The organism is Psychrobacter sp. M4, assembly GCF_055699795.1.
Map to the genome: position 1 here is coordinate 448,052 of NZ_CM146740.1, position 26,411 is coordinate 474,462.

Sequence of the window (26,411 nt, forward strand, 5' to 3'; positions counted from 1 at the left end):
GCAATAAGTCACCATTTTTTGGTGGCGTATTTTATTATTCATTAATTTCTTTGCAATCATACGCTACGACTCAATATCTGTATGCTAATATTTATAAAATACTATGATATTCTTCTGTACAAACTATCATAAGTTCTAACCTGTTGAAGCATGTACTCACAACTATATTCTTGACCATTTTATTATTTTAAACACTCATAACTATTTTAGATAGAGATTAAGGCTTTCAAGGAAGTAATATGGCCACTAAAACACTCAAAAGTTCAGTAAAAGTAACCACTCCCTCTATAAAGAAGAAGTTTAAGAACTCTAAACCTATCGAATCTCTGTATGAATTAATTTGGAATGGATTTGATGCAGGAGCAACTAAAGTTGAGATAACTATTGAAAGGAATGAATTAGAAGGAATAGAAGAGGTTTTAATTTTCGATGATGGTAGTGGTATTGATTTTTATAGCGAAAGTTGTGGTTTCAACAAATATGATGATTCTGAAAAGAAAAACTCTATACATACTCACGGTAAGGATGGGGTAGGGAGGTTCAGTTTCCATAAAATATCTCACAAAGCTGAATGGCATACTAAAAACAATAAAAGAATATATAAAACTACTATTGATAGTACGATACTTGAAGATTTCGATATTATTGAGCTTGAGGAAAATGAAATGGAACTGCTTCAGAATCTTAACTCTGGAACAGTAGTAAGACTTATAGGCTTTGATGGACAGGAAAATCTTCCTTCAGAAGACGATATTTTTAGGTTCTTATCCATAGAATTTGGTTGGTATCTAGCTATCAAAGAAAATGTAGAGATTACTTTTAATGGAACAAATATAGAGATTCCACAAGCCGATACATTGTCATATACTTTCAAAATTGATGGCTTAAGCTTCTATACACAGTTTTATCGTTGGTATAAAAAGCCATCTTCTGAGAAGTCTTATGATTATTACATTACTAGTAAGAATAATGTTAAATCAAGAGAGCTTAGCGGTTTTAATAAGAAACCCAATTTTTATCTAAGTACAATAATAAAGTCAGATATTTTCGATGACAATGATTTAGACTTAATAACAATGAACTCTGGACTGCTTAATTGGAGCCAATTAAATTCTGAAATAGTAGATAAACAAGAAAATATGTATTTGGAATTTTTACAAAGTAAAGCTGATGAAGTTATAGAAAGTTATGAAGAAAAAGGGTTCTTCCTAAAGCCTAAAGGTGTTGATAGGGAGTATGATTCATGGCGTAATAATAATATAAGAATAGTTGTCAAAGAGCTCTATATAAATGACCCTTCCTTATTTAATAATCTGAAAGAAAAACCTGCCAAAATTCTGATAAGGTTGTTAGATAAGATAATGACTTCTAATGAAAATGACTCTTTAGTAGACGTTTTAGAAGGTGTTTTAGATTTGGAAACAGACAGTTTAGATAGATTGTCTAAAATTATTAAAGACTCTAGTTTAGAAAATATTATAAGTACAGTTGAGGAAATAACTAAAAGGCTCAGCACTGTTAAGATGATAAGAGATCTTATGGAACATAAGTATCATGAAGTTCTAGAAACCCCTGACTTACAAATGATCATTGAAAAGAACAGTTGGTTATTTGGCGAGCAGTATTCGCTCATTGGAGCAGAAGAAGATGACTTTAATAGATTAAGTAAAAATCTTAGAAGTCAGGTAAAAGGTATTGACGACATAGAGGTTAGTGAAATTGATGAAGGTATTGAAATTTCAGGCGCTAAAAGACAAGTAGATTTTTTCTTAGCAAGTAAAAATATGAGTTACGATGAAAGTAATAATAAGATATATAAATGTTTAATAGTTGAAATTAAAAGACCAAGTATTTCATTAAACAAAAAACATTTAAGGCAAGTAGAAGATTATGCAGAAATTATAAGTAAGCATCCTTCGTTTAGCAGTGAAAAAATGAGATTTGAGCTGATTCTGGTAGGTCGAAAAATATCAAAAGAAGATACGTCAATAAAAAGTAAACTCAAGTCTGCTGAAATTCACCAAGAAAAAGGGTTAATTAATAAAGATGAAAAGATAAAAACGTATATACGCGATTGGTTCTCAATTCTGGACGAACACGAGCTTTCACATAACTATCTTTTAGATAAGCTTAAACCCAAATTACCAGACTATACCGATGTAAAACCAAATAAGTTGATTGAAAAGTTACAGAATTAGATATAGGTTATTAAGTATCAAGAGCATAAATTTATCTTTTAACCTAATAAATAATTATACTGATATTATTAGTGAGTTATTTCTTGAAATACTATTTGCTCAAGGTTGAGACAACATGAACCTAACCATCGGACAACGCTCATCGTTAAGCAATCTTAATATTGATGACACCACGCCAATAACCCTTAAGTTTACGCGCCAAAGCCCAATAGAGATAGACATTAGCTGCTTTGCCTTAAATAGTGCAGGCAAACTAATTAATGATGATTACATGGTGTTTTATAATCAGCCAACATCACCATGTAGGCAAATTAAGCTCACGCATTATGACTCGCAGCCCACTATCGACAAAGGCATTCAAGCCGAGTTTAAAATTAACTTATCTAAACTGCATGCAAACGTCGATGGCTTATTCTTTGTGTTATCAGCCGATACGCCACTTAATCAAATTCAATCATTAGAGATAGGCGTTTGGCAGCAAGTTCAAAAAGCCCAAGCGCATTATCAAGCAGCTGATTTTGCACAGCAGCAAGCCAGTATGCTGATGCAGCTTTATCGCAAAAATGGCGTATGGCGCTTAGCCAATGTCGCGCAAGGGTTTAACGGTGGATTAGCGGCGATAGTGCAGCACTTCGGTGGCGATGTAGCAGAAGATACAAGTGAAACTACGGCTTCATCAGCTTCGCAGCCTTCTAAAGTCAATACCTCAAAAGTTCCCTTAGAAAAGGTTATGCTAGAGAAAGCGCCAAAGCTAGTCAACCTTGCTAAAAAAGCTACCGTATCCTTAGAAAAGCGTCAATTACAGCAATTAACTGCTAAAGTAGCTTTAGTGTTGGATGCGACCGGTTCGATGAATCGCCAGTATAAAGAAGGACGCGTACAAGAAGTGGTCAACCGCTTGTTGCCGTTAGCCGTCAGCTTTGATGATGACCAAGCGTTAGATTGTTGGGCATTCGGTGAACACTGCTCTTATCTAGGTGAGGTTGGACTCAATAACTACGCTGACTTTATCAATACCGTCCAAGGCGGTTGGCGTAAATGGGAGCTGGGCGCACGTACCAATAACGAAGCTGGAGTGATGAAAGCAGTCACTGATTTTTATCAGAATGACGGACTTAACGTTCCGGTTTATGTACTATTTATCAGCGATGGTGGCGTTCGCGATACACGCGGTATTACCAAAATTATGACTAACGCTGCGAAACTACCGATGTTTTGGCAATTCGTTGGTTTGGGCGGGCGTAGCTACGGTATTTTAAAAGACTTAGATAATATGACTGGACGCTTGCTTGATAACTGCAGCTTTTTTGAGCTGGATGATTTAGACGCTATCAGTGAAGAAGCCTTATATGAGAATATGCTAGAAGAGTTTCCTAGTTGGCTTAAAGAAGCGCGTGAGATAGGGTTGGTGGTGAAATAAATAAAAACCATAAGTTTGCCTAGGGCGAAAAGACCGCCACCGTAAACACGGTAGTGGTTTTTTATCGTTTAAAACACCACCATGCCTACAACCTCCAAAGCGACTGATACTCTTCATCGGTTAATGTCACAATATCAATCTCCGCTAGCATTTCACGTAACGCTTGCCACTTATTCGCACTAGGTTTGATGGGTGCAATAAACCTGCCCAATGTATCAGCAATGATAGAGTTCATCAGCGCGTCTGCCTCAGTTTTACTATAATCGTAGTATATGCTGCGGGCAGAGGCGGGCTCATTTTGGCAAAAGATTACCATATCATTGCTTACTTTGATAAAGGTATCTATCGCCTCTTTTTTCTCAGTATAAATCTCATCAGTAGTGAGAATCTCTAAAGCTGAAAAGTTAGGATAGGGCGCAAGATGTTGATCAATAAACACAAAGTCCAAGCCTTCATGCAGCGCCTCAATGCCCTCAAAGTTATAAAAGCATAACCATGCGCCATCAAGGCTTGGGTCTTCTTGCAAGTTTTTTATATGATAAAAGTCTTTTGACACAAAAGAGACATTTTCACGGCGGATAGTAAAGTTATTTTTCTTGGCATAACGAGCCAAAATCTCAAAGCCAATACGGTTGGTTTTGTCCTCGGCAGCAGGCGTACAAATGCGAATAGGCTGGTTATTTTTGAGCTTGTCCATACTTGATTGCCGCATTAATATGCCGCCATCGGTCTCAAAAAAGCAGCCTAGCGCCCGCAAATTAGGAGCATAATGCTCAAACAGATGGATCGGCTCATTAATATGGAGATCAATACTTTGATGCTGTAATTCGGCAAAACCATCGTAGTGGTCATCAGGTTCGATGATAGTGATATCAAGCCCGGATTGTTTATAAGCCCCCGTGGCTATGCCCGCTATAAAAGGCAGGTGATCGGGGTTTAAAAACCACTCAAGGGTGAGTGTAAGTTTGGTAGTGGGCTGCATGGTTGTTTCCTTTTAATAGAGAAAACAATCAGACTGAGGCATCAAGGTAAAACAAGAAAAGCAAAATCTCAAAGACTGAGGCGCAATCAAGCGTGCGTTTGGCTTAGAGATTTAATATAGATATATCGCGCTTGTTTCCTACGTCAGTGCTAACTGCTTCAGGTTCACGGGTATTTCTCAGCGATGATTTTGACTGTCTTTAAAACGTCAAAGTTTAAAACGTTAAAAATGTCTACAATGTCAAAAATCAAAGCACCCCGACAAGATGGATCGGTTGAATAGAGTCGTTATCATAAACGACTTCTAAAAGGTGATGCAAGGTTTTAGATGATTTAAAGGAATATGTTTTTTTAATATGCATCACTACAATAAAACCATCTACCTAAGCACTTTTTTACAAACAAAAGCTACCGAGCTGGTAAGATATATAGGCATTCATGCATATGATGGCTAAGGCCATTCAAGCTAAAAATAAGTCATTCAACTTTGTTAGTATGTAGAGTGAACGATATCGATATTGTGATTCAGCCACTTTTCCATTGGTTTTCGGAGTAATGATTATCTTAAACTTATATGTTTTTTTATGGATTGCCCTGACATTTTTTACCCTGCTTATTAGCGTAAGTAAGATTAATAGCTATAGAGCAGTACTAAAAAGGGACGCTGTCGCAAGAGAGCCTAGCGACAATAACTTTGATGTGGAAACCAGTTTTTATCGAGCTGATGCCACGTGGCATGAGATCGTTTTTTTCCATGCTTCTGCCTCAGGGCTAGCTGCGATTTTGTTAGTACTGGTGATGAAAGGTAGGCTATTATTCCCTGAAACGGTGACCTTCTTTGGTATTTTAGCCCCTATCGCTATTTTTATTATTAGTATTGTATTATTACTACTTGCCTTTTACTTTTTTACCATATCGATGGTGAAGCTGGGTACAACTTTAGGAAAACTGCAAATAAAAGGTGAAGAGGTTGATACTAAATACGCTATTGCTGCCATTTTTGGTTATTTTTTAATTTTTGCCATTATTATTATTGTTCTAGCTTAAAAAAGATCGTTAACCTTCCTACTGATAAGGCCTATGACTAAAAATAAAAACGCGTTCTATCACAGGCCCAAGACCAATCAATCCAAAAGTGCGACTATGCGCTGGACGTTTGTCATACTAGGGTGGGTGTCTTTTGTACTCGGTATTGTAGGGGTGTTATTGCCAGTGATGCCGACTGCTCCTTTTGTGTTATTGGCAGCTTGGTGCTGGGCGCGTAGTTCTAGACGTTTTCATTTTTGGCTTATCAATCACAAATACTTTGGTAAATATGTGCGTGATTGGGAAGAAAATCACGCCGTACCGCGCTATGCTAAGTGGCTTGCCAGTATTATGATGGCATTATCGACTGCTTTTTTATTTTATCGATTGCCAGAGGACATAATATGGGTGGCTTGGGTCGTATCTGCCATCTGTATTAGTGTCGCAATTTACCTATTTCGGTTGCCAAACGCCGAATAAACCTTTAGAAACGTCCGTTTATGCTCGGAATGTTTATGTTATGTATCCGGATACGTGAATTTAGCAGATAAAGCTTGCGTGAGTGTAATTCAACGCTTATACTGTGTCCAAGCTTAAGAGCAGTTCTGCACCAAATCATTACCTCGTAGTATTAGTTATAATCCTTCGTTTTAATATTTACCGTCAGTAGCTATTTGCAAGCGTAACCGGTCATATGACCACCAATAATTTAAAAAGTAGGATTATCAGTATGTCAGATACTCAAAAAGGTACCGTTAAGTGGTTCAACGAAGCTAAAGGTTTTGGTTTCATCGCTCCAGAAAACGGCGCAGACGTTTTCGCTCATTACAGCGAAATCTCAGGCTCAGGCTTCAAAACTTTAGCTGAAGGTCAAGAAGTTGAGTTCACAGTAACTCAAGGTCAAAAAGGCCCACAAGCTCATAACATCGTTGCTATCTAATTTATCTATTAATAGATAACTAGATACGGATGTATAAGAAACGAACCTAAGGGTTCGTTTTTTTTTGTCTAAATTTTCTAGATAAAACTAATACCAATATTAATAAGCCCGCCGCCAAGGATCAACCAACCAAACATAACAGCACCTAGGATAAGAGGTTTGATACCTGCTTGCTTAATCGCGCTTAAATGAGTAGTCAAACCTAAAGCAAACATTGCCATAGTCAATAGAACATTGTCCAATCTGACCATACTACGCTCAAAGCCATCAGACATAGGTAGCCAAGTATGTAGTAGCACGATGAGGATAAAAATAAAGGCAAACCAAGGCACTTTGACTTGTTTAACCCGAGTCATAAACGAGGACTTGTCTTCACTATCATTCTCTACATTGCTATCTTTGCTGGAGGTCAAAGCAAAGGATAACACAAGTAAAAATGGCGCGAGCATCATGACTCGAATCATTTTGGTAACTACTGCCGTATCACCCACATCATCGCTAATAGCATTGCCTGCGACCACCACTTGCGCTACTTCATGAACGGTTGAACCTATATAAACACCATAATCTTGCGGGCTAAGCCATACCTGTAGCCACCCTAAATGATACAAAAACGGGTAGAGCAGCATAGAGATGGTACCAAATACGACAACAGTAGCCACAGCAATAGTGACCTTATGCGCTTCAGCCTTAACCACAGGCTCTGCGGCAATAACCGCCGCCGCGCCGCAAATACTAGCGCCTGACCCTATCAATAAAGTTGTTTTTTTATCAACTTTCAGCCATCTGGTGCCTATCCAGTAAGTCAATAAAAAAGTGGAGGTCAGCACTAAGGCATCACTTATAATAGCCGGCATGCCTACACTGGCAACTTGAGTAAAGGTCAATTTAAAACCATAAAACATGATGGCCAAACGCAAAATTTGACCTTTAGCGAAAGCAACGCCTGCATTTAAACGCCTTGCAAAGCGTGGATAAATGGTATTACCCAATACTATCCCAATCAAAATAGCTAGTGTTAATGATGACAAGCCAACGATACGCCCCTCTGTCCAAATATCTAAGCTGATATCGAGCCACATACAAAATAAACTACCGATCAGAACAACAATAAGCCCTATTAAGTGGCGTTTTTCTGGGAAGTAGCTGGCAAGAGATTGCATAAAAGTGTTCATTACTAACCTTGTTATCGAAAGGCGCTGTTTTTGATAGATATTGCTTTGATGGATATCGTTAATCCAAATAAGCATAAACTTATGAACAGACATTATAAGAGAAGTTGTCTTATAATAAAAATAGATTAATAAGATATAACCTATCTAAATTTTGGGTTAATAAGGTATTCAATAGATAGTATTAGAGGAAGAATGATAAAGACGGCGCAAACATTACCGAAGATTACTCTAAAACAGCTGGCGGTATTCGTCAGTATCTATCAAACTGGTAGTACCAGCCAAGCAAGTGAGGTTCTGCATTTATCGCAGTCTGCAGTTAGCAGCGCCCTTAGCGAATTAGAATCAAGACTACAGATGCCACTGTTTGAGCGGGTAGGGCGCAGACTAAACCCTCATGCCAATGCGCGTCCCGTTTATGTACAAGCGCAGGCTATTTTAGAGCAGTCATTGACGCTTGAGCATTATCATAAACATCAAGCCGGACAGATTCATATCGGTGCCAGCACCACTATCGGCAATTATGTATTACCACCGCTGCTTGCCAAACTCTATGAGACGCTGCCTGATGCTAATGTTGATGTATATATTGCTAATACTCAAGAGGTGGTAAATGAGGTTGAGCAGCTCAATATTGATATTGCTTTGGTTGAGGGTATGCCGCGCCCAAATGATAGTAAAGTTATTGAACAGCGGGCATGGCGCACTGATACTTTGATGGTGTTTGCCAAAAATGATAGCAAATGGCTAGCTGATATAAAGTCTTATAACGAGTACGATAACTGCTATGAGCTCACGGTTGCACAGCTAGCAAGTTTGCCATTATTGGTGCGAGAAACTGGTTCTGGTACACGGCAAATTATCGATGAACAATTATTGCAGCATCTGCCTCATGCTGATGTCATTATGGCTATCCAACAATCAGAAGCGATTAAGCATATGGTCAGTGCCGATATTGGATTAGGTTGTTTGTCGCAGCACGTGATTCAAACTGAACTAGTAGCTAATGAGCTAGTACAAGTTAAAGTAGTCGGTATAGATTTGTCACGTACATGGTGGCTGGTTTGGCATAAGGCTCGTCATCAAAGCCCAATCTGGCAAAGCTTTATTGATATCATTACAGTAGATTGAACCACAATGAGTGCAGTTTAAATACCTATTTGAATATCTATTTAAGTACTTATAATCGTAATACTGAATTTGTAATATCAAAAAAGCGCACTGTGAAAACACAATGCGCTCTTTTTTGTAAACTATAAAGTTTGCTAGCTTTATTTCGATACTGGTTTGTCAAGCCTGACAACTAAGCTGTCGCAAGGCACGTTGGGCAAAATATTATCTGCAGTCGCCCCGCTAATCCAAGCGGCGATACCGCGGCGCTCATGACGACCGATGACCAGTAGATCAACGTCGTTTTTATGGCAATAATTGACAATACCTTCACTGTTAGAGATAGCAGTCGTCACCTGTGAGTTTACCGCATCTAATTGGTTACGCTCAAGCAGCTGTGCCAGCTTAATTCGCGCCTCTTGGCAGCGCTCATCGTCAATCTCATCATAGAGACTAGAGGCTGGTACTAGCTCATAACCAAAGCCTACCATAGTATCTTTAACAATATGTAATACAGACAGCTTAGAGCCTGGACGGTTATCGACAATTTGTTTGGCCTTTTGTGCAACGACATCAGCGTCGGATAGCAGGTCAGTGACCAATAAAATATGTTGGTAACTCATGAGGTATTCCTCGTAATGTAGAGCTTTTATAGTAGCATTACTACAGGCTGCTGTTAAGTAGCGGCTTACCATCTTTGCTCATTTATGCATAATAATCTATAAAGAATACGTTGTATGATTAGTGTGCTTGTCAACAGCCCTTCAAGCAAAATTTTTGAATAAACTACATAAGTAGTTTTTATTCAGGTACTGGTTTATCAAGTTTAATCACTAGGCTATCGCAGGGTACATTAGGCAGTATGCTATCGGCCGTTGCACCTACTAGCCAAGCGGCGATACCACGGCGTTCGTGACGGCCAATGACCAATAAATCCACATCATTTTTATGGCAATAGTTAATGATGCCAGCGCTATTGGAGATAGCAGCGGTGACCTCCGAATTCGCCGCATCAAGATCATTGCGCTCCAAAAATTTTGCCAATTTTATGCGTGCTTCTTGCCAGTTTTCGCCATCCTTTTTGCCTGAGAGGCTAGAAGCCGGCACCAGCTCATAGCCAAAGCGCACCATATCATCTTCAACGATATGCAATACCGACAAATGGGCATCAGGAGAGCCTGCAATGACACGCTTGGCTCTTTGAGCGACTATATCGGCATCGGATAATAAATCAGTGACCAGTAATATATGCTGATAGCTCATAACGTTCTCCTTATAGCAGATACCTCATAGTAGCACTCATCAATGTCATTGTTAAGGTATAAATCCTCATTATTATTAGGGTTATTGTAGCCTTAACACTAAGGCCAGTTTATTGTCATCTGCCTTGACTTATCTCAGCTTTAGCCCCATCTAACATCAATATTATTTTATAAATAAAAAGGATAACTATGACTATAACTGCTATGGCGACTAACCCTGATACAGTAACTGACGCAGCGTTTAGCGTTGACTTGACCTTGCATCCAGCGTTTGAGCTGCTTGAGCATCGTCATATCGAGGCGCTATCCATGGATGTGCTGATCAGTCGGCATGCCAAGACTGGAGCGATGCATTACCATTTAGCGCATCCTAGCGATGAAAACGCTTTTTTGGTGGGATTTCGCACGCAGCCGATGGATTCTAAGGGCGAGGCGCATATTTTAGAGCACGTCGCCCTATGCGGCTCGAGAAAGTTTCCGGTACGTGACCCTTTCTTTTCAATGATCAAGCGCTCACTTAATACCTTTATGAATGCAATGACCGCTGCTGATTGGACAGCTTATCCTTACGCCACTCAAAATAAAAACGACTATTTTAACTTGCTTGATGTCTATCTTGATGCTGCTTTTTTCCCTAATATTCATCCGCTAGATTTTGCGCAAGAAGGTATTCGCGTTGAATTAGATAGCGAAGATAAACCGCACTTCAAAGGCATTGTCTTTAATGAGATGAAAGGGGCGATGAGTGATGAGATCGACCAGCTGTATCATACGGTCGTGCATCATTTATTCCCAACGACGACTTATCATTATAACTCTGGCGGTGATCCTGCTGATATTCCAGACTTAACTCATCCTGAATTAGTTGAGTTTCATAAAAGCCATTATCACCCGTCAAATAGCGTCATTATGAGCTTTGGTAATATTCCAGTTGCCGAGACTCAAGCAAAAATCCACGAAGATGCGCTCAAACAGTTTGCGATGGGTAAAAAGCACGTATCGCGTCCAGAGCAGCGTTTGCCTGAGCCTATTAGTGCGACAGGCACTTATACTGCCGATACCGAAGGTCCCAATCAGACTCATCACGTGGTCGCTTGGCTGCTACCGTCGATCATTGATCCCAAACAGCGTTTGGCTCTGCGCCTATTAGAAGGTGTATTGGTTGAGCACGCCGGCTCGCCACTACGAGCGTATCTCGACAGTCATCCACTGGGCAAAGCGCCAAGTCCATTGCTAGGCCTTGATGATAGTCATTATGAGATGGTGTTTTACACGGGGCTACGCGGCTCAGAGCCTGAACATGCTGAGGCGGTAGAGCAAGGCATTATAGACTTGCTTGCTGATGTTGCAAGCAAACCCATTGATGCAGAGGCTATTGAAACCATTTTGCATCAGATCGAGATCGATCAGCGTCATATCGGCGGTGATAGTATGCCTTATGGTTTAAATCTCATGCTTGAAGGGTTTAGCACCGCGATTCATGATGGTAACCCCCTTGACGTTTGGGAGGTCGATGAGCATTTGGCTTGGCTGCGTGAGCAAGTAAAAGACGAGCAGTGGCTACCTAATTTAATAAAAACTCATCTGCTTGATAATAATCACCGCGTACGGGTGACGCTCGCGCCGGATAGTGAAAAATCTGCCCGTCTTGCTGCCGCTGAGCAAGTGCGTCTTGATACGATCGCCATGGATATGACGGCTGATGACAAAGATATATTGCATAAGCAAGCGTTAGATCTGGCCGCGCGCCAATCAGCACCGGATGATTTGAGCTTGCTGCCAAAGGTGGGCTTAGAAGACGTGCCCACTGATATCAACTTTAAGGAAGGGTCGCAACAGCAGGTGCGCCTAAGCGGTCAAGACAGCACGCTTTTTGAGTATGAAGCCGGTACCAATGGGCTGTACTATTATCAAGTCATCGTGCCGTTGACCGATGCTATCAATAGCGCCAAGGCGGATGAGTTACCAGCGAACGATGTCATCAATCATCCGCTCCTGCCAATTTACTTAAGTTTGCTATCAGAATTGGGCACGGATTCTATGGACGCCTACGAGATGCAGGCCAAGCAAGCGGCGCATTCCTCTGGCGTGACCGCGAGGGTTAGCCAGCGTACTAGTATTGATGATAGCCTAACGATTAGTAGCTACTTTGTCGTCGCCACGCGCGCACTAAATCGTAAAGTAGAAGCTATAGATTTGCTCAAAGAGGTCATGGAGCATAGCGTCTTTACTGAACACGATCGTATCAAAGAGATTCTCCAGCAGCGTCAGGCCAGTTGGCAATCACGCCTTGCTAGCGCTGGACATGCTTATGCCATGCAAACGGCTAGCCGCGGCATGAGTCGTCAGGCGCAGCTTGAATACGTGCGTAGTGGTCTGCCCGCACTGAATGCGCTAAAAGACTTTTTAGCTCATGCCAGCGACGATGATACGCTGTGGGATCAGTTGGCGAGCAGCCTGATGGCGCTGCATCAACGTCTGATTAGCTTGCCCAAACACGCGGTGATTGTTTGTGAAGCAGAGCAAACTGAGCGCTTAAGCCGCCTAATTGTAGAGAGCTGGCAAGATAGCCTTGGCGCGCAAGTTGATACCCAGTCAATAGATACCGAGGCTGATGTTCCTAGCGAGTTTGCTAAACTGCAGTTAGATCCGGCGTTAGATGGTGACAAAGACGCAATCAAAGCTCTCGAAAGCAATGCTGCAAAGGATGTTGAAGATTTAGCGTGGCTGGTGGCAACCAATGTGTACCATAATGCCAGCGTTTACAGTGTGCCAGCAGCTGACCACCCTGATACTGCGCCGCTTATGGTGCTTGCGCCTTATTTGCGTAATGGTTATTTGCATAGCGCCATACGTGAGCGCGGCGGAGCATATGGCGGCGGCGCAGGTTATGATGCCAATGCTTGTGCTTTTAAGTTCTTTAGTTACCGCGACCCTTACTGTGCTGAGACGTTTGCGCATTTTGAGGCCAGTATCGAGTGGCTACTTAATGAGCCGCAAACCGCTGAGCAGTTAGAGGAGGCCATCTTAGGTATTGTCTCTGGTATGGATAAACCCGGCTCTCCAGCAGGCGAGGCGATCAAAGCTTGCTTCGCTGATCTGCATCATCGCGGCGCGGACTGGCAACGCAAAATGCGTGCTGCCATACTGAGCGTCACCATCGACGACTTAAAGCGTGTCGCTGAGCAGTATTTGCAAGGGCAACCTCATGTCCGAGCGGTATTAGCGCCTTATGATAAAGAAAATGAGGTTAAAAATTTAGGCTTTAGCGTTTGTAAAATAAACAGCTAGAAGGGTGATGATTTACTAAAAAGCCAAGCGTCGTGCTTGGCTTTTTTCTAATCGTTTTGTATTAAAGGGTTTAAAGCCATAGGGCTAAATAGATTTTGCTTTAATAACGCTTAATACTTTGATCTTTGCTGACATAATCTTGATGAACGGGAAAATCAGCATGCTTGCTAAACTGTTTACGATCAGCAAAGTAGCTGGTCAAGGTACGGCGCACCGCTTCAAAGGCGATACTATCCCACGGGATGTCAGCTTCACTAAACAGTGCTGAATCAAGGCTTTCAGATCCTATACCGTAAGTCCCATCTTTTAAGTCAGCTAAATAAATTACATAAATCTGCCCAATATCAGGGATATCGTAGATACAGTATAAATGCGGATTGATTACTACGGCGTCGGCTTCCTCAAAGCTTTCGCGCGCAGCGCCCTCAGCGATAGTCTCGCCGTTCTCCATAAAGCCTGCCGGTATCGTCCATAGGCCATATTGAGGTTCAATGGCACGGCGACAAAGCAGTACTCTATCCTCATAAATGACAAGCGAGCCGCAGATTATTTTTGGGTTCTCATAATGAATATATCCGCAATTTGGACACACCAAACGCGGCATATTATCAGTAGCGGGTATTTTGTATTCCGCTTTATGACCACACTGTAAACAATAACCCATAGAGACTACCTTATTTTAATGTAGGTTTTAACGTAAAAAATAGCGCTGCGATGTTTTTAGCTCTTGTAAATACTTCAGCTTTGTGACTATTTGCTGTGGCTTTTATAACTATTCACTTAAGCTATCCTCTTGAATAGTTATCTTAGACGAGTGCTTATCTTAAGATAACACAAATTTATACTAGGCTAAATGATGAGAACAGTAACCGCACACATGCCAACAACAAACTGACCAGTAGTGTTATTAAAACGAGCATCACTGTGAGTTGTTATCTGAGAATAGAGTATAAATAATAGAGTATAAAAACCAGTGATACTTTTGAGCAAAATATAGTTAGTTGTATGATTTATCAATTTAGCAACGTCTATCCTACGACATGATAATATAGTTAATATTTTGCTAAGAACAACAGTAAGCAATAGGACTACCTTAATGGCTATACCAAATAACTCCGTAAGTTTTGATAGGTTGACAGTGGCCTCACCTGAGCATATTCGTCAACCTGCGCTTAGACAGTTGGCAAAGCGCGTACAAATAGAGACTCTAGGGTACGAGTACGAACAGTCCCAAACCATAACTCGTTCTTATAACAGTGATCAAAGCGAGCTGGTTTTACAGAGGCTTCATCAAACACAAATTGCTGATGCTTCAATTTTAGTCGCTATCACTCATGAGAGACACCCTAAATTACTATTGACCCGCCGTGCCTCTCATATGACTAGCCATGCAGGTGAGGTATCGTGTGCTGGCGGCAGATATGAGTACGCTGATGGCAATAACGTAGTCACCGCCTTACGTGAAGCCTGTGAAGAGACGGCGCTGCCACCTAACAAAGTACAGTTACTTGGACAATTGCCGCCACAAACCTCCAAAAGCGGCATGAGTGTACGTCCTATCGTTGCTTTAATTGAGCCTAATTTAATATTGATGCCTGAGCCTGGAGAGATTGCACGTATTTTTTGGGCAGATTTTGAGGCGCTCATTACTCAGCCCACGGTTGAGTACAAGGTGGAATATCGTATGCAAGATCATTTAGAGCAAACCGCTACCTTATTAACGCCAAGTTGGCAAGTTGATGGTGAAACAGTCTGGGGACTGACAGGACGGGTCATTGCCAACTTGCTGGAGACCGGATTTGATCGCCAGCTTGAGTGGTACTATCGCTTGCAAGAGTCTGGCTTGGAGCTAGATCGTTAAAACCGTGACATTAAAAGACAATAGTAAGCACTTTAATATCATAGCTATTATTTATAATCGTTTATAGTCTTTACCATTATTTATAGTAGTCATCGTTCCTTTTAAGCCACCAGTTCATATTGTCTTGCCGCTTAGCTCGAAATTTTTCTAGTTTATGGGCCACTTTATCGTTGTGCTGGCGTGCTGTATCAAGCGCAAATAAAATCGGTACAGAGGAGAGTACGCCAAAGCGTATTTTTGATTTAGGCAGCTGTAAACCATCCCCTATATCATCACCAACCAAAGTACGGGTCACACTAGCATTGACCATCTCCACAAAACGTCCGCGCCGATTGTCCTCACCCATTAGCTGACGCGGTAAATCGTGCAAGGATTTTGCTAGCGGTCGTCCCATCTTAAAGTCAAGCTGCTGAATAGATAGATAAGTATAAAGCCACTCCCAGCAGTCAGTCTCAGTCTTGGGCAGGCGCTGTAAATCAACGCCCATCCAATAACTGGCAAGATTCCACAGATGCAAAATACCTTCAGCTTCCTCGGCACTAATACGAGCACCAAGCAGCCTGAGTCCACGCATAATCAATAAAGAGAACTGCAAATGCGTCGCAATCATATCGGTCTGATTAATCGGCACACCCCAATAAGCGGTATTCCAGCTGCCGTCGGGATTATGATGCTGATCGATATCTGGTATAACGCCTGCTGCCGCGTTGAGTTTACCTTTGAGTAAATTTTGGCGTACCAAAGTATGAACTTGGCGCACCTTAATAGATTGCTGCCAACCCTCCGAACCAATCTCTAGTACCTTAGCAACAGGCGCACGTTGCATGCCATCTATAGCTTCAAGCTCTGGATGCTCAGACACTGCTAAAATATAGGCATAAGTGCGCATCAAACGCGGTAGCGCATCGTGCATCAGCGCCCCTGTTTGAATAAGAGGTAAGGATAGGGCAGGGATACTATAACCTGCCATCAAAGCCACATTACGTAGTAGCCAGATAAGCATTAGCGGATAACGACGGTAGGCAACCGCGCCAACCTGTGCAAGCTTGGCGTCATACCAGTTTGGATGAGTAGAGAACTGCTCAACCAGCTGCATAAACGCTGGATTATTAGATAAATCGCTGTCTATATGACCATCAATAACCGCGTTTTTCAAAGGTTTAGCAAAACGTACTTTGTCAGCAGCCAGCTGATCGGCAATAGGATCGCCAATGTCGTAACCAGCTACTATTTCAGCCAATAAGTCCTGTGAGATAGTAAAGTTTTTGGGAAGTAAATGGCGTCTGATACGACGCAGAACTTGTAGATCACTATGATCGTTGAGCGCGGTAGTCCGTCCGTGACGCTGATAGTTGATATCGTAGTTTGCTATAGATTTTTTATTTCTTATAGGCATATCATGAATGGAATGATCGTCGTCTTTAGAGAATTTTTTTGGTTTCATATAGATAATGTACCATCGTAATAAATACTGATGGTAGTAGAATATCATAATGAATGTTATAAACTGTTGGTATATTATGAGCCTCAATTTATATTTTGGGACTCATAGTATCCAATAACTGTTGGTAATGAATAACTGCCATAACTGATGACTGTCTTTTTATTACTGATTCGTTAAATCTACAGAAGTACCGCTGACACTGTCTTTGAGCGTAGCTTTCAGCATCATATAGCCTGCAATACCAGAGACAATCGAACCCATAATAATGCCCAAACGCTCATCAAATAGAGGCGTTGCCCCGCCAAATGCAAGACCACCGATAAATAAACTCATCGTAAAGCCAACACCGCACAACAATGCTGCGCCATAGATTTGTTTGAAGTTCATGCTCTTGGGCATGGTTGAAATACCAAGCTTAAAGATCAGCCAGCACATCAGCATGACCCCTATTTGCTTACCGATAAATAAACCCGCAGCAATGCCAAGTGGCACCGAATGAAACAGCTCAGCAAACCCAGCCCCTTTGAGCGAAATACCAGCGTTGGCAAAGGCAAACAATGGTAAAATACCGTAAGAGACCGTGTTCTGTAGATCATGCTCAAGCTCTTCGAGCGGTGAGTGCTCAGGATCGGTGCGGTCAAACAAGGGGATAAATAATGCCAACACCACACCGGCTAAAGTAGCGTGGACACCAGACTTGAGTACCGCTACCCACATGACCACACCTATAAGCAAATAAGGAGTGATGCTGGTAACGTTGCGGCGGTTGAGTAGATACAAAAAAGGCAAGCATAAACCTGCGACGCCAAGCGCTGCCAAAGATAAATCACTGGTATAAAACAAAGCAATAATAATAATGGCACCGATATCATCAAAAATAGCAATAGATACCAAAAAGACTTTTAAGGAGTTGGGAACACGGCTACCAAGCAGACTTAAGATACCTAATGCAAAGGCAATATCAGTCGCTGCGGGAATGGCCCAGCCTCTCCAAAATTCAGGCTCGTTATAATTGATTAGCAAATAAATGATAGCAGGTACGATCATACCGCCTATGGCTGCGCCAGCGGGCAAAATGATCTGTTTCACGTTAGAGAGCTCACCGATTAACACCTCGCGTTTGAGCTCAAGACCCACTAAAAAAAAGAAAACGGCCATTAAACCGTCATTAATCCAGTGATGAGCATCTTTGGCAATCTCAAGATTGCCAACTTGAACTACAACGGGTGCATGAATAAAAGCGTTGTACCAAACACTAAAAGGGCTATTGGCAACGATCATTGCAGCAATGGCAGCCAACGCTAGGACGATACCGCCTGCTGCTTCTAATTCAAAAAACGATTTGATTCTTCGTATTGCCATATCATCCTCATGTCCTAGGTGTCTACTGTGAAATTAAAAAGTCGTCTTAATATCTTATAACAAAAATCGCAAGAGCGCTTAAGTCTCTCCTAATCTTATCAATACAAGCTGCTATGCGTAACAGACGATAGCTATAATTTTGCCATTTAGCTTTGTCAAAAGCAGAAAAATGTCGATTGAAGGAATCAAAAAGTTACCAAGGCTGACTTTATCGTCATTATAACCAGAGATACTGTCGTTATGATTAAAAATAGTCTTATCGTAAACAATAATAGTACGCTGAGCTGAATATTTTCGATTTTTTGTGGTTTTGTCTCTATAATGAGTCATTTTACTTTTTGCTTAAAGATTTATTGAAGCAATCAGCTTTATTATAAGGTCAGCCCATGGACTTATCTTTATCTCTAGAAGTCATTTTAATGCTGACTGCAGTGGCGGCGCTCGCCGGATTCATTGATGCTATGGCAGGTGGCGGCGGACTGCTAACTATTCCAGCAATGCTACTTGCTAATATACCCCCTGTCCTGACTTTGGGCACCAATAAATTGCAAGCCGCATCTGGAGCGCTGGCAGCCTCCATTACGATGATTAGAAAAAGAGTGGTAAGGCCGCAGGATATCAAAGTAGCTATTATCGCCGCGTTTATGGGCTCAGTCATAGGTACTATTGCTGTACAATTGTCGCCGCCTGATTTGCTTGAAAAACTGATTCCGTTTTTGATTGCAGCGATTGGTATTTATACCTTATTTGCCCCTAAACTAGGAGAAGTGGAGGATGAGCCGCGTATCTCAGAGGGCAGTTGGCAAAAAATCGTGGCGCCCCTAATTGGCTTTTATGATGGGTATATCGGACCTGGAACGGGGATGTTTTTTGCCCTTGGTAATGTAGCTTTGCGTGGCCGCAGAATTGTTGAGGCTACAGGAGCTGCCAAGGTGCTTAATTTATCTACTAATATAGGCTCGCTAATATTTTTTATTTTAGGCGGTAATGTACTTTGGAAAGTTGGACTTGCCATGATGGTAGGACAGACTATAGGTGCATACTTTGGTTCACACATGGTGGTCAAAGGAGGGAGTAAGCTTATTCGTCCAATGATTGTGCTAGTATGCTTGGCCATGATAACCAAATATGTCTTTGGTTGATATTTTGACTACAAGTATCAAAACTTTTCATAAAAAATCCCAGCTCAAAATAAGCTGGGATTTTTTATGACGATTAAAATCATAAGGTTAATTATTTGTGGCGACTAGTATCATCGTATTCACTACCCATCAAACCATCGCTGAAGACGGCAGAGAATTCACGTTCGCTGTCTTCACTGATATGACCATCAAAGACGTCTTTGGTACCCGCATCAGGATCGTTGTAGATGGCGATATCCATCTTGTTCTCTGATTTTGCAACAATAGCGGTGACCGCTGCATCGCCGCCAACGTTTACAGCGGTTCGTAGCATATCAAGGATACGATCAACACCTAGAATAAGCCCAATACCTTCGATCGGTAAACCCACTTGTGAGAACACCATCGATAGCATAATCAAACCTACCCCAGGCACGCCTGCAGTCCCAATAGAGGCTAGCACAGACATCAAAATAACGGTTAAATATTCAGCAACCCCCAAATCAATACCATAGACATTGGCAATAAAGATAGTTGCCGTTCCCTGCATGATGGCCGTACCATCCATATTGATGGTCGCGCCAAAGGGTACGGTAAATGAAGCTACTGAGTTATTAACCCCCATGCGCTTAGTAACCGTACGTAGGGTAATAGGAATGGTAGCGTTCGAGCTTGAGGTACTAAAAGCAAAAATCTGTACTTCACGCATTTTTGCCAAAAAGGTTTTGATGGATAAGCGTGAGAACAGTTTGAGCACAATCATCATAGTGACAAAGAAGTGAAAAGCCAGTGAGCCTACCAGTACAGCGACATAACCTAGTAGTGACCAGATCAGATCCAAGCCAAGCTCGGCCATAGCTTTGGCGAGTAGGGCAAATACACCATAAGGCGCAAGATTCATAATAATAGTCACCATCTTTAAGATGACTTCATTGATCAGCTCTAAGCTTTTGACTAAGCCTTTGGCAGGCTTACCAACCATCAAAATACTAATACCAATTAAGATGGCAAAGAAGATGATCGAAAGCATATCACCGTTTGCCATGGCGCTGATGGGGTTGGATGGGATAATATTTGAGAAAACATCAAGCAGCGGCGGTGCTGATGCGGCCTCAAAAGTCGCTTCGGTCTCGACGTCCATGCCTTTACCAATACCAAATAAAATACCGAGTCCAATAGCAGTGGCAATAGCTAGAGCTGTCGTCATCATATAAATAAAGAAAGTCTTGGTACCGATACGGCCAAGCAGACGGATATCACCAATACCGCAAACCCCGCAGATCAGTGATATTAGTACTAGTGGTACGACCAGCATTTTAAGCGAGTTAACAAATAATTTACCAATAATAGCGAGAAAACCATTGGTGATATAAGTATCAACAAAACTGCCTTCTGCATTTAATCCAGAATAATTTATAACTAAACCCAGTATGATACCGAGCACCATGGCAACAATAATTTTGCCAGTCAGTCCCATATTTTTCCACATAGTTTGTATCCTTGTGTGCATAACATGCGCTAATAAGTTTCATGCGTAAGAGCAGTTGTTATTTATTCTAAATTGTTTGGATACAATAAGAAATATTTTTTTATTAGTAATCTTAGATTAAATAGAGACAATTAGCTTGATAGGACAGTGCAAATAACAAAGCAAAGCTATTTGTAGAATACAATTGAAGCTTATTTATGTTGACGAGAAACACCTTGATATGAGAACAAAAAAAAGCAAGATTGTTAGTTAATAACAATCTTGCTGCTAAGGACTTAGAGATTATAGGAGTTAGATCAAAGATAACTGTTAAAGTTTTGGTTTTAACTTAAGCCTTATCATCCTCTTCACGGCGCAGACCATCTTGCCATTTAGAACCTTCTACTGACGTACTATCATCTTCAATAGATTCAGACGACCCTTTAGCTTTGTGACGATGGTTATAAGCCATACGCTCGTTAAGTATGGATTCAGCATCGCGCGTACGATGATTAAGCGCTTCAGCTTCAGGATGCGCCTCATTAAAATCTGTCTGCGCCTGAGCTTCTTGAGTAGTCTCTTGCTCGCTGACCATAGTGACATCACCATCAGGATCGTAACCATGGTCTGGATTGGCATCACCCGTCTCTTCATCATCAGCGTGCGCGTCATTTTTCAGCTGAGCGTAATCGGTAAGCTGATGAACTGCATTTTCTAAAGTATGAGGATTATAGCGCTTTTGCACTTCTTGTAAATGCTCATCGAATACATCTGTCAATAAAGAATCAAAACGTATGGCATTATACTTAATAAGCTGCTCAGCCTCAGCTTCAGTAATGTCGCCATTTTGGCTTGCATACACCACATGATCTTCAAAAGTTAGGCCTTCAAACTCGTCTTTATGTTCAGCCTTTTTGAACTTTTGCCATAAAGGTTCAACTTCAAGGAGCGTCTGATAAGCATTCTCCATACGCCCAGTGCTATCATCAGGATCGGTATTGTAATACACCATCGTTTTGAGATAATCACGAAAAGGATTGGCCTCAAAGTCGTCCATAAAGCTATCACCTAATTGACGTTTTAGCTCATCACTGGTTGGCGTAAAGATACGACCACTTGGGAAGGTGACAAAACTAACTACATTAGCGGCAATACGATTTGGGAAGTTGGCAAAGAAAGACACAAAGGCTTCTTGAATTGTGTATAGACTATCTTGTAAAGCAACTTTGGCATGCAGGCGCTCCGCCTCTGATTTAGTGCCATGCTCATAAAATTGCAAAATAGCGGTGGCAATAAATAAATGACTATGAATATCAGCCAAGCGTCCAGAGAGCATCTCTTTACGTTTTAGATCACCTGCAAGTAGTCCTAGTGCCATATCAGCGGTCAGCGCAAAGCTAGCACTTAGGCGATTGATATGCTTGTAATAAGGACGAGTAAACTTGTCTGCAAAGACAGGCGCACTATTGCTGCCGCCTACGTAGCCTGCGACAAAGGCTTTGGCACCACGATTAAAGGTATATCCTAAATGCTTGAAGAATAGATTATCAAATTCTTTAACAGCAGACTTTTTATCATCGCTTTGTAATAGCTGCAGCTCATCAAACAGATAAGGATGGCAGCGCATTGCGCCTTGACCAAAGATCATAAGCGAGCGCGTTAAGATGTTGGCACCTTCAACGGTAATAGAGACGGGAATGGCTTGATAAAGAGGCGCTAAAAAGTTACGTGGTCCCATCTGAATAGCGCGGCCACCGACAACATCCATACCATCATTGACCACATCGCGCATAGTCTCTGTAGCATAGTACTTGGCCATTGCGGTCATAACCGATGGCGTACCGCCTTGATTCAAACCACAAGTTACTAAATGACGAAACGCCTCGAGCATATAAGTTTGACTAGCGATTCGGCTAGTGGCATCTTGCACCCCTTCAAACTTACCGACTGATATTTTAAACTGCTCACGCACTTTCGCGAATGCACCAACAGATAAGTAAGTCATCTCACTAGTTGAGGTCGATAGGGCCGGTAAGGAGATCCCGCGACCCACGCCTAAGCACTCCATCAGCATGCGCCAACCACGGCCTGCGTTTTCAACGCCGCCAATAATATAATCTAGAGGAATAAAGACATCATTACCATCAACCGTACCGTTCATAAAGGGCGAACCGCTCGGATAATGACGTGGACCTATAACCACGCCTTCATGATCAGCAGGGATGAGCGCACAGGTAATACCATAATCAGTCTTGCTCTTGTCGCCCAGTAAACCTTCTGGATCATGCAAGGTAAAGGCAAGTCCTACCACCGTAGCTATAGGAGCAAGAGTAATCCAGCGTTTGGAGAAATTCATACGTAGGCCAAGCACTTGATCGCCGTCATGAATACCGTAACAAACCACACCTGTATCAGGAATGGCGCCTGCATCAGAACCCGCCTCAGGGCCAGTCAAACCGAAGCAAGGAATCTCACTACCATCTGCTAGGCCGGGCAGCCAGCGCTGCTTTTGCGCGTCCGTACCGTAGTGCATGAGTAGCTCACCAGGTCCTAGCGAGTTGGGTACCATACAACTAACTGCTGCTGTTGATGAGCGTGAGGCAATCTTACTCATAATTCGGCTTTGCGCGTAAGATGAGAACTCAAGGCCGCCATACTCTTTAGGAATAATAAGTCCCAAAATACCGCTATCTTTCACAAACTGCCAGACATGAGGCGGCAAATCTTTGTATTGAGTATGCACTTCCCACTCATCAATCATCGCACATAGGTGCTCAACTTCGTTGTCGATAAAGCTTTGCTCTTCTACTGACAGCTCAGGGTAGGGGTAGTCTGCAAAGGTTTTCCAATTAGGCGCGCCCATAAACAGCTCTTTTTCCCACCAGCTAGTACCCGCATCAAGCGCTTCGCGCTCAGTGTCGCTCATACTAGGCATGGCTCCGCCCAAAGTCTTATAAACGGGTTTGGTAATCAGCGCTTGACGCAGTGGAGCGATTAAAAGCACTAAGCATAGCAGCGCTATTGGAATGCCCAAGATCAGTGACCAAGGGCTTAAAAAGGCAGTCGCTATTACAGTGATTATAGCTACGATGCTACCAGTGACACGCGATAGGGACAGTAAAAAGATGGCCAAGACGACGGCTAACTGTATGATTACTGCCAATATAAATAAGCCAATCGCCATGATTCTCTCCTTGATAAAGTTTTGTTAAATTGCAAAAACTGTAAAGAATGAGTTATCAATAAATTATAAAATATTTATTGGCGCTAATGTTTATTTATGGGCTCTTGGACTCATCTACTGAATAGTAAATCGGTTGGGAGGCATAAGCTAATAACTTGAAACAATGCTTAACGTTATCTACAGTTCGTTGACATAAAGTTATCTACTAATATGAAATAGTTATTGACAACTATCAATAGTTAAAATGCTACGCTATGTCGAGGATATGTATCAATTATCCTACTATATTCGCTATTTTTAATATACAGCTAGTTAGGACAAAATAATAAGCAAAATGAAACAAAAAATTAGCGACGCTAAGCTAGTTGTCTAGCTAAAAGGTGTCAAGCCGTTTTCAGCATAAGATAAAGTATTATTGCGGCCGACAATAATATGATCTATTAATGATAAATCTAATAAATCACAAGCTTTTTTTAGCTCATATGTCAGTACATTATCTGCTGTTGAAGGCTGCGCGTCAGTATGCGGATGATTATGGGCGATGATGAGCTGGCTTGCCGCGTGACTCAAAGCATGACGCAGGACATGTTTGATACAGACGGAGCAAGAAGAGATACCGCCGGTGAATAATATCTCAAAGTTCAATAAATTCAGTGCATTATCTAGGCACAGTACGGCAAAAACCTCACGCGGCTCACTGCGAAGTTGGGTACTGATATAGTCTTTGACCACCTGTGAGCGTCCAAGTGCTTGACCAGTTTTAAGCTTACTGTCCAAATAGCGTGTACCCATCTCAAGCGAAGCTAGTATCTGCGCGTATTTAGCAGGACCGATTCCGTGACAAGCTAATACCGTCTCTTTGGGCGCCGCCAGCAGCTCAGCTAGACTACCGAACTGCTCAATTAGATGGCGCGCCAGCTCAATAGCAGATTGCGCGGGCGTTCCTGTACGCAAAAATATCGCTAATATCTCAGCATCAGACAATTTGGCTGCGCCAAATTTTAGTAGTTTTTCACGTGGTCTATCATCTTCATGCCAGTCTTTGATGGCCATTAGAACTCCTTGTAGTTATATAAACAGATGCAGCCTACAAAAACACGCAAAACCTTACCCAATTTAGCGCATAATTGTTACTATAGGCATCATTTCTATCTTTTATCTCTTCTATCTTTATTTGTTGTGACTACTACGCTTATGCCAAAAATTCTGCTCGCTATCACTGGTGGTATTGCCGCTTATAAATCTGCTATTTTCGCACGTCTGCTGATCAAAGCCGGGTTTGAGGTGCGCGTCATCATGACCACAGGGGCTCAAGCCTTTATTACCCCATTAACTTTGCAAGCTTTGACCGGTAATGAGGTGCATACCTCACTACTTGATGAACAAGCTGAAGCGGGTATGGGTCATATTGAGCTTGCAAAGTGGGCGGATCTTATAATCATTGCTCCAGCGTCAGCCAATACTTTAGCAAGACTGGCTATGGGTATGGCTGATGATTTGCTGACAACCGTATGTCTTGCAACTACTGCGCCAATTATGGTGGCACCTGCGATGAACCAGCAAATGTGGGCGCACCCAGCGGTAGGACTTAATGTGCAGACCCTGCGCGATATGCATTATTATATTATTGAGCCTGCCAGCGGTGAGCAGGCTTGTGGCGATGTGGGATCAGGGCGCTTGCCTGAGCCTGAGCAATTACTTGATGAGGTGCTTTTATTTTATGCCCAGCAAAAGACGCCGCAGCTACTGGCTGGCAAAAGGGTCGTTATTACTGCAGGGCCAACGATCGAGGCGATAGATCCGGTACGCTATTTATCCAATCACTCATCCGGCAAGATGGGCTTCGCTTTAGCGCGCGCTTGCACCGCTGCAGGAGCAAAAGTGACTTTGATCGTCGGTGGCAAAGTAGCTCTGCCAACGCCGCTTGGGGTCACACGTATTGACGTACTGTCTGCCAAGGATATGCTAAGCGCCGCTCAAGAATGCGTTGCTGGCACCCATGCTGCGCTAACTCCTATGTTGCACAATCAGCATGAAAATTATCATACACATAGCCATACTAATTGCGACTGTGATAGCCATGACGATAATGAAGTTAACAAAGCGCTGCCCGCTTATAGCGAAAAGCAAAAGTTGGATGCTGACCTTTTTATCGCCACCGCTGCCGTCGCTGATTACCGCACTAAGGAAGCTGCTCCGCAAAAGATCAAAAAAACCCAAGAGGCGATGTCCCTTGAGCTGGTGAAAAATCCCGATATCCTAGCAACGATATCACTTGCTCATCCGGATTTGTTCGTCGTGGGCTTTGCTGCAGAGACGCAAGATGTTGAGCATTATGCGCGCGGTAAATTAGTAGCCAAAGATTTAGATATGATCGCTTGCAATGATGTCTCGCGCGCTGATATTGGCTTTGCTAGCGATGATAATGCTATGCAGGTATTTTTCGCCGAAGATTATCAGCAAGACTCTATGGTTTTAGATAAAGCCAGCAAAGATAAAATTGCCGAGCAGCTAACTGCTATTATTGGTGAGGCGCTACAAAAGCGCCGGAGTCAGTAGTCATTTAAGGGG

20 protein-coding genes are annotated in these 26,411 nt (G+C 42.1%); 10 read left to right on the plus strand and 10 right to left on the minus strand.

Going from position 1 to position 26,411, the window contains the following annotated elements; genetic code table 11:
• Positions 1-239 precede the first annotated feature (239 nt).
• Positions 240-2,198 carry an ATP-binding protein gene (locus ACR63N_RS01900; RefSeq protein WP_472782378.1) on the plus strand — a complete coding sequence of 653 codons (1,959 nt, stop codon included), beginning with the start codon at positions 240-242 and terminating at the stop codon, positions 2,196-2,198.
• Between the two features lie 115 nt (positions 2,199-2,313).
• Positions 2,314-3,618: a VWA domain-containing protein gene (locus ACR63N_RS01905; protein WP_472782379.1), complete on the plus strand. Its 1,305-nt coding sequence runs from the start codon at positions 2,314-2,316 to the stop codon at positions 3,616-3,618.
• Between the two features lie 85 nt (positions 3,619-3,703).
• On the opposite strand, the gene ACR63N_RS01910 is transcribed toward ACR63N_RS01905, so the two are convergent.
• Positions 3,704-4,600 carry an ABC transporter substrate-binding protein gene (locus tag ACR63N_RS01910; protein WP_472782380.1) on the minus strand — a complete coding sequence of 299 codons (897 nt, stop codon included), beginning with the start codon at positions 4,598-4,600 and terminating at the stop codon, positions 3,704-3,706.
• A 554-nt stretch (positions 4,601-5,154) separates the two neighbouring features.
• Between ACR63N_RS01910 and ACR63N_RS01915 the strand changes: the two genes are divergently transcribed.
• The 3 genes from ACR63N_RS01915 to cspE all read left to right on the plus strand — a co-directional run bounded on the left by ACR63N_RS01915 (position 5,155) and on the right by cspE (position 6,565).
• Complete coding sequence (locus ACR63N_RS01915) at positions 5,155-5,646, plus strand: hypothetical protein (RefSeq protein WP_367105163.1); 492 nt, start codon at positions 5,155-5,157, stop codon at positions 5,644-5,646.
• 33 nt (positions 5,647-5,679) lie between these two features.
• Positions 5,680-6,105: a YbaN family protein gene (locus tag ACR63N_RS01920; protein WP_472782381.1), complete on the plus strand. Its 426-nt coding sequence runs from the start codon at positions 5,680-5,682 to the stop codon at positions 6,103-6,105.
• A 250-nt stretch (positions 6,106-6,355) separates the two neighbouring features.
• Positions 6,356-6,565 carry a transcription antiterminator/RNA stability regulator CspE gene (cspE, locus tag ACR63N_RS01925; RefSeq protein WP_075102704.1) on the plus strand — a complete coding sequence of 70 codons (210 nt, stop codon included), beginning with the start codon at positions 6,356-6,358 and terminating at the stop codon, positions 6,563-6,565.
• A gap of 77 nt (positions 6,566-6,642) precedes the next feature.
• Here the strand turns inward: cspE and ACR63N_RS01930 are convergent, their stop codons facing one another.
• Positions 6,643-7,740, minus strand: coding sequence for a YeiH family protein (locus ACR63N_RS01930; RefSeq protein WP_367109735.1), 1,098 nt, complete (start codon positions 7,738-7,740; stop codon positions 6,643-6,645).
• 192 nt (positions 7,741-7,932) lie between these two features.
• On the opposite strand from ACR63N_RS01930, the gene ACR63N_RS01935 reads away from it, so the two are divergent.
• Entirely contained in the window at positions 7,933-8,868 is a 936-nt protein-coding gene (locus ACR63N_RS01935) for a LysR substrate-binding domain-containing protein (RefSeq protein WP_367105166.1), read from the plus strand.
• Between the two features lie 140 nt (positions 8,869-9,008).
• Here ACR63N_RS01935 and ACR63N_RS01940 read toward each other — a convergent pair whose 3' ends face one another.
• Together ACR63N_RS01940 and ACR63N_RS01945 are read right to left on the minus strand one after the other, a co-directional pair.
• A complete protein-coding gene (locus ACR63N_RS01940; RefSeq protein WP_367105167.1) occupies positions 9,009-9,470 on the minus strand; it encodes a universal stress protein in 462 nt (153 codons plus the stop codon).
• Positions 9,471-9,648: 178 nt separating this feature from the next.
• Positions 9,649-10,110: a universal stress protein gene (locus tag ACR63N_RS01945; protein ID WP_472782382.1), complete on the minus strand. Its 462-nt coding sequence runs from the start codon at positions 10,108-10,110 to the stop codon at positions 9,649-9,651.
• Between the two features lie 203 nt (positions 10,111-10,313).
• Here ACR63N_RS01945 and ACR63N_RS01950 point away from each other — a divergent pair, with 203 nt between their 5' ends.
• The gene (locus ACR63N_RS01950; protein ID WP_472782700.1) at positions 10,314-13,400 is read left to right on the plus strand and encodes an insulinase family protein; all 3,087 of its coding nucleotides are present in this window, start codon (positions 10,314-10,316) and stop codon (positions 13,398-13,400) included.
• A 100-nt stretch (positions 13,401-13,500) separates the two neighbouring features.
• Here the strand turns inward: ACR63N_RS01950 and ACR63N_RS01955 are convergent, their stop codons facing one another.
• Positions 13,501-14,064: an NUDIX hydrolase gene (locus tag ACR63N_RS01955; protein WP_367105169.1), complete on the minus strand. Its 564-nt coding sequence runs from the start codon at positions 14,062-14,064 to the stop codon at positions 13,501-13,503.
• A gap of 432 nt (positions 14,065-14,496) precedes the next feature.
• Here ACR63N_RS01955 and ACR63N_RS01960 point away from each other — a divergent pair, with 432 nt between their 5' ends.
• Entirely contained in the window at positions 14,497-15,261 is a 765-nt protein-coding gene (locus ACR63N_RS01960) for an NUDIX hydrolase (protein ID WP_367105170.1), read from the plus strand.
• A gap of 76 nt (positions 15,262-15,337) precedes the next feature.
• Here ACR63N_RS01960 and ACR63N_RS01965 read toward each other — a convergent pair whose 3' ends face one another.
• Positions 15,338-16,705 (minus strand): oxygenase MpaB family protein, encoded by a 1,368-nt coding sequence (locus ACR63N_RS01965; protein ID WP_367106254.1) that lies wholly within the window; start codon positions 16,703-16,705, stop codon positions 15,338-15,340.
• Positions 16,706-16,867: 162 nt separating this feature from the next.
• On the minus strand, positions 16,868-18,067 hold the full coding sequence (gene nhaA / locus ACR63N_RS01970) for a Na+/H+ antiporter NhaA (protein ID WP_367105172.1): 1,200 nt from the start codon (positions 18,065-18,067) through the stop codon (positions 16,868-16,870).
• A 386-nt stretch (positions 18,068-18,453) separates the two neighbouring features.
• Between nhaA and ACR63N_RS01975 the strand changes: the two genes are divergently transcribed.
• Entirely contained in the window at positions 18,454-19,209 is a 756-nt protein-coding gene (locus ACR63N_RS01975) for a TSUP family transporter (protein ID WP_367105173.1), read from the plus strand.
• Positions 19,210-19,300: 91 nt separating this feature from the next.
• Here the strand turns inward: ACR63N_RS01975 and ACR63N_RS01980 are convergent, their stop codons facing one another.
• The 3 genes from ACR63N_RS01980 to radC form a co-directional block, all read right to left on the minus strand.
• Entirely contained in the window at positions 19,301-20,677 is a 1,377-nt protein-coding gene (locus ACR63N_RS01980) for a dicarboxylate/amino acid:cation symporter (RefSeq protein ID WP_367105174.1), read from the minus strand.
• Between the two features lie 328 nt (positions 20,678-21,005).
• Positions 21,006-23,840 carry an acyl-CoA dehydrogenase gene (locus ACR63N_RS01985; protein ID WP_367105175.1) on the minus strand — a complete coding sequence of 945 codons (2,835 nt, stop codon included), beginning with the start codon at positions 23,838-23,840 and terminating at the stop codon, positions 21,006-21,008.
• Positions 23,841-24,209: 369 nt separating this feature from the next.
• A complete protein-coding gene (gene radC, locus ACR63N_RS01990) occupies positions 24,210-24,893 on the minus strand; it encodes a RadC family protein (protein WP_367105176.1) in 684 nt (227 codons plus the stop codon).
• A 141-nt stretch (positions 24,894-25,034) separates the two neighbouring features.
• Here radC and coaBC point away from each other — a divergent pair, with 141 nt between their 5' ends.
• Entirely contained in the window at positions 25,035-26,399 is a 1,365-nt protein-coding gene (coaBC, locus tag ACR63N_RS01995; RefSeq protein WP_472782383.1) for a bifunctional phosphopantothenoylcysteine decarboxylase/phosphopantothenate--cysteine ligase CoaBC, read from the plus strand.
• The last annotated feature ends 12 nt before the right edge of the window (positions 26,400-26,411 follow it).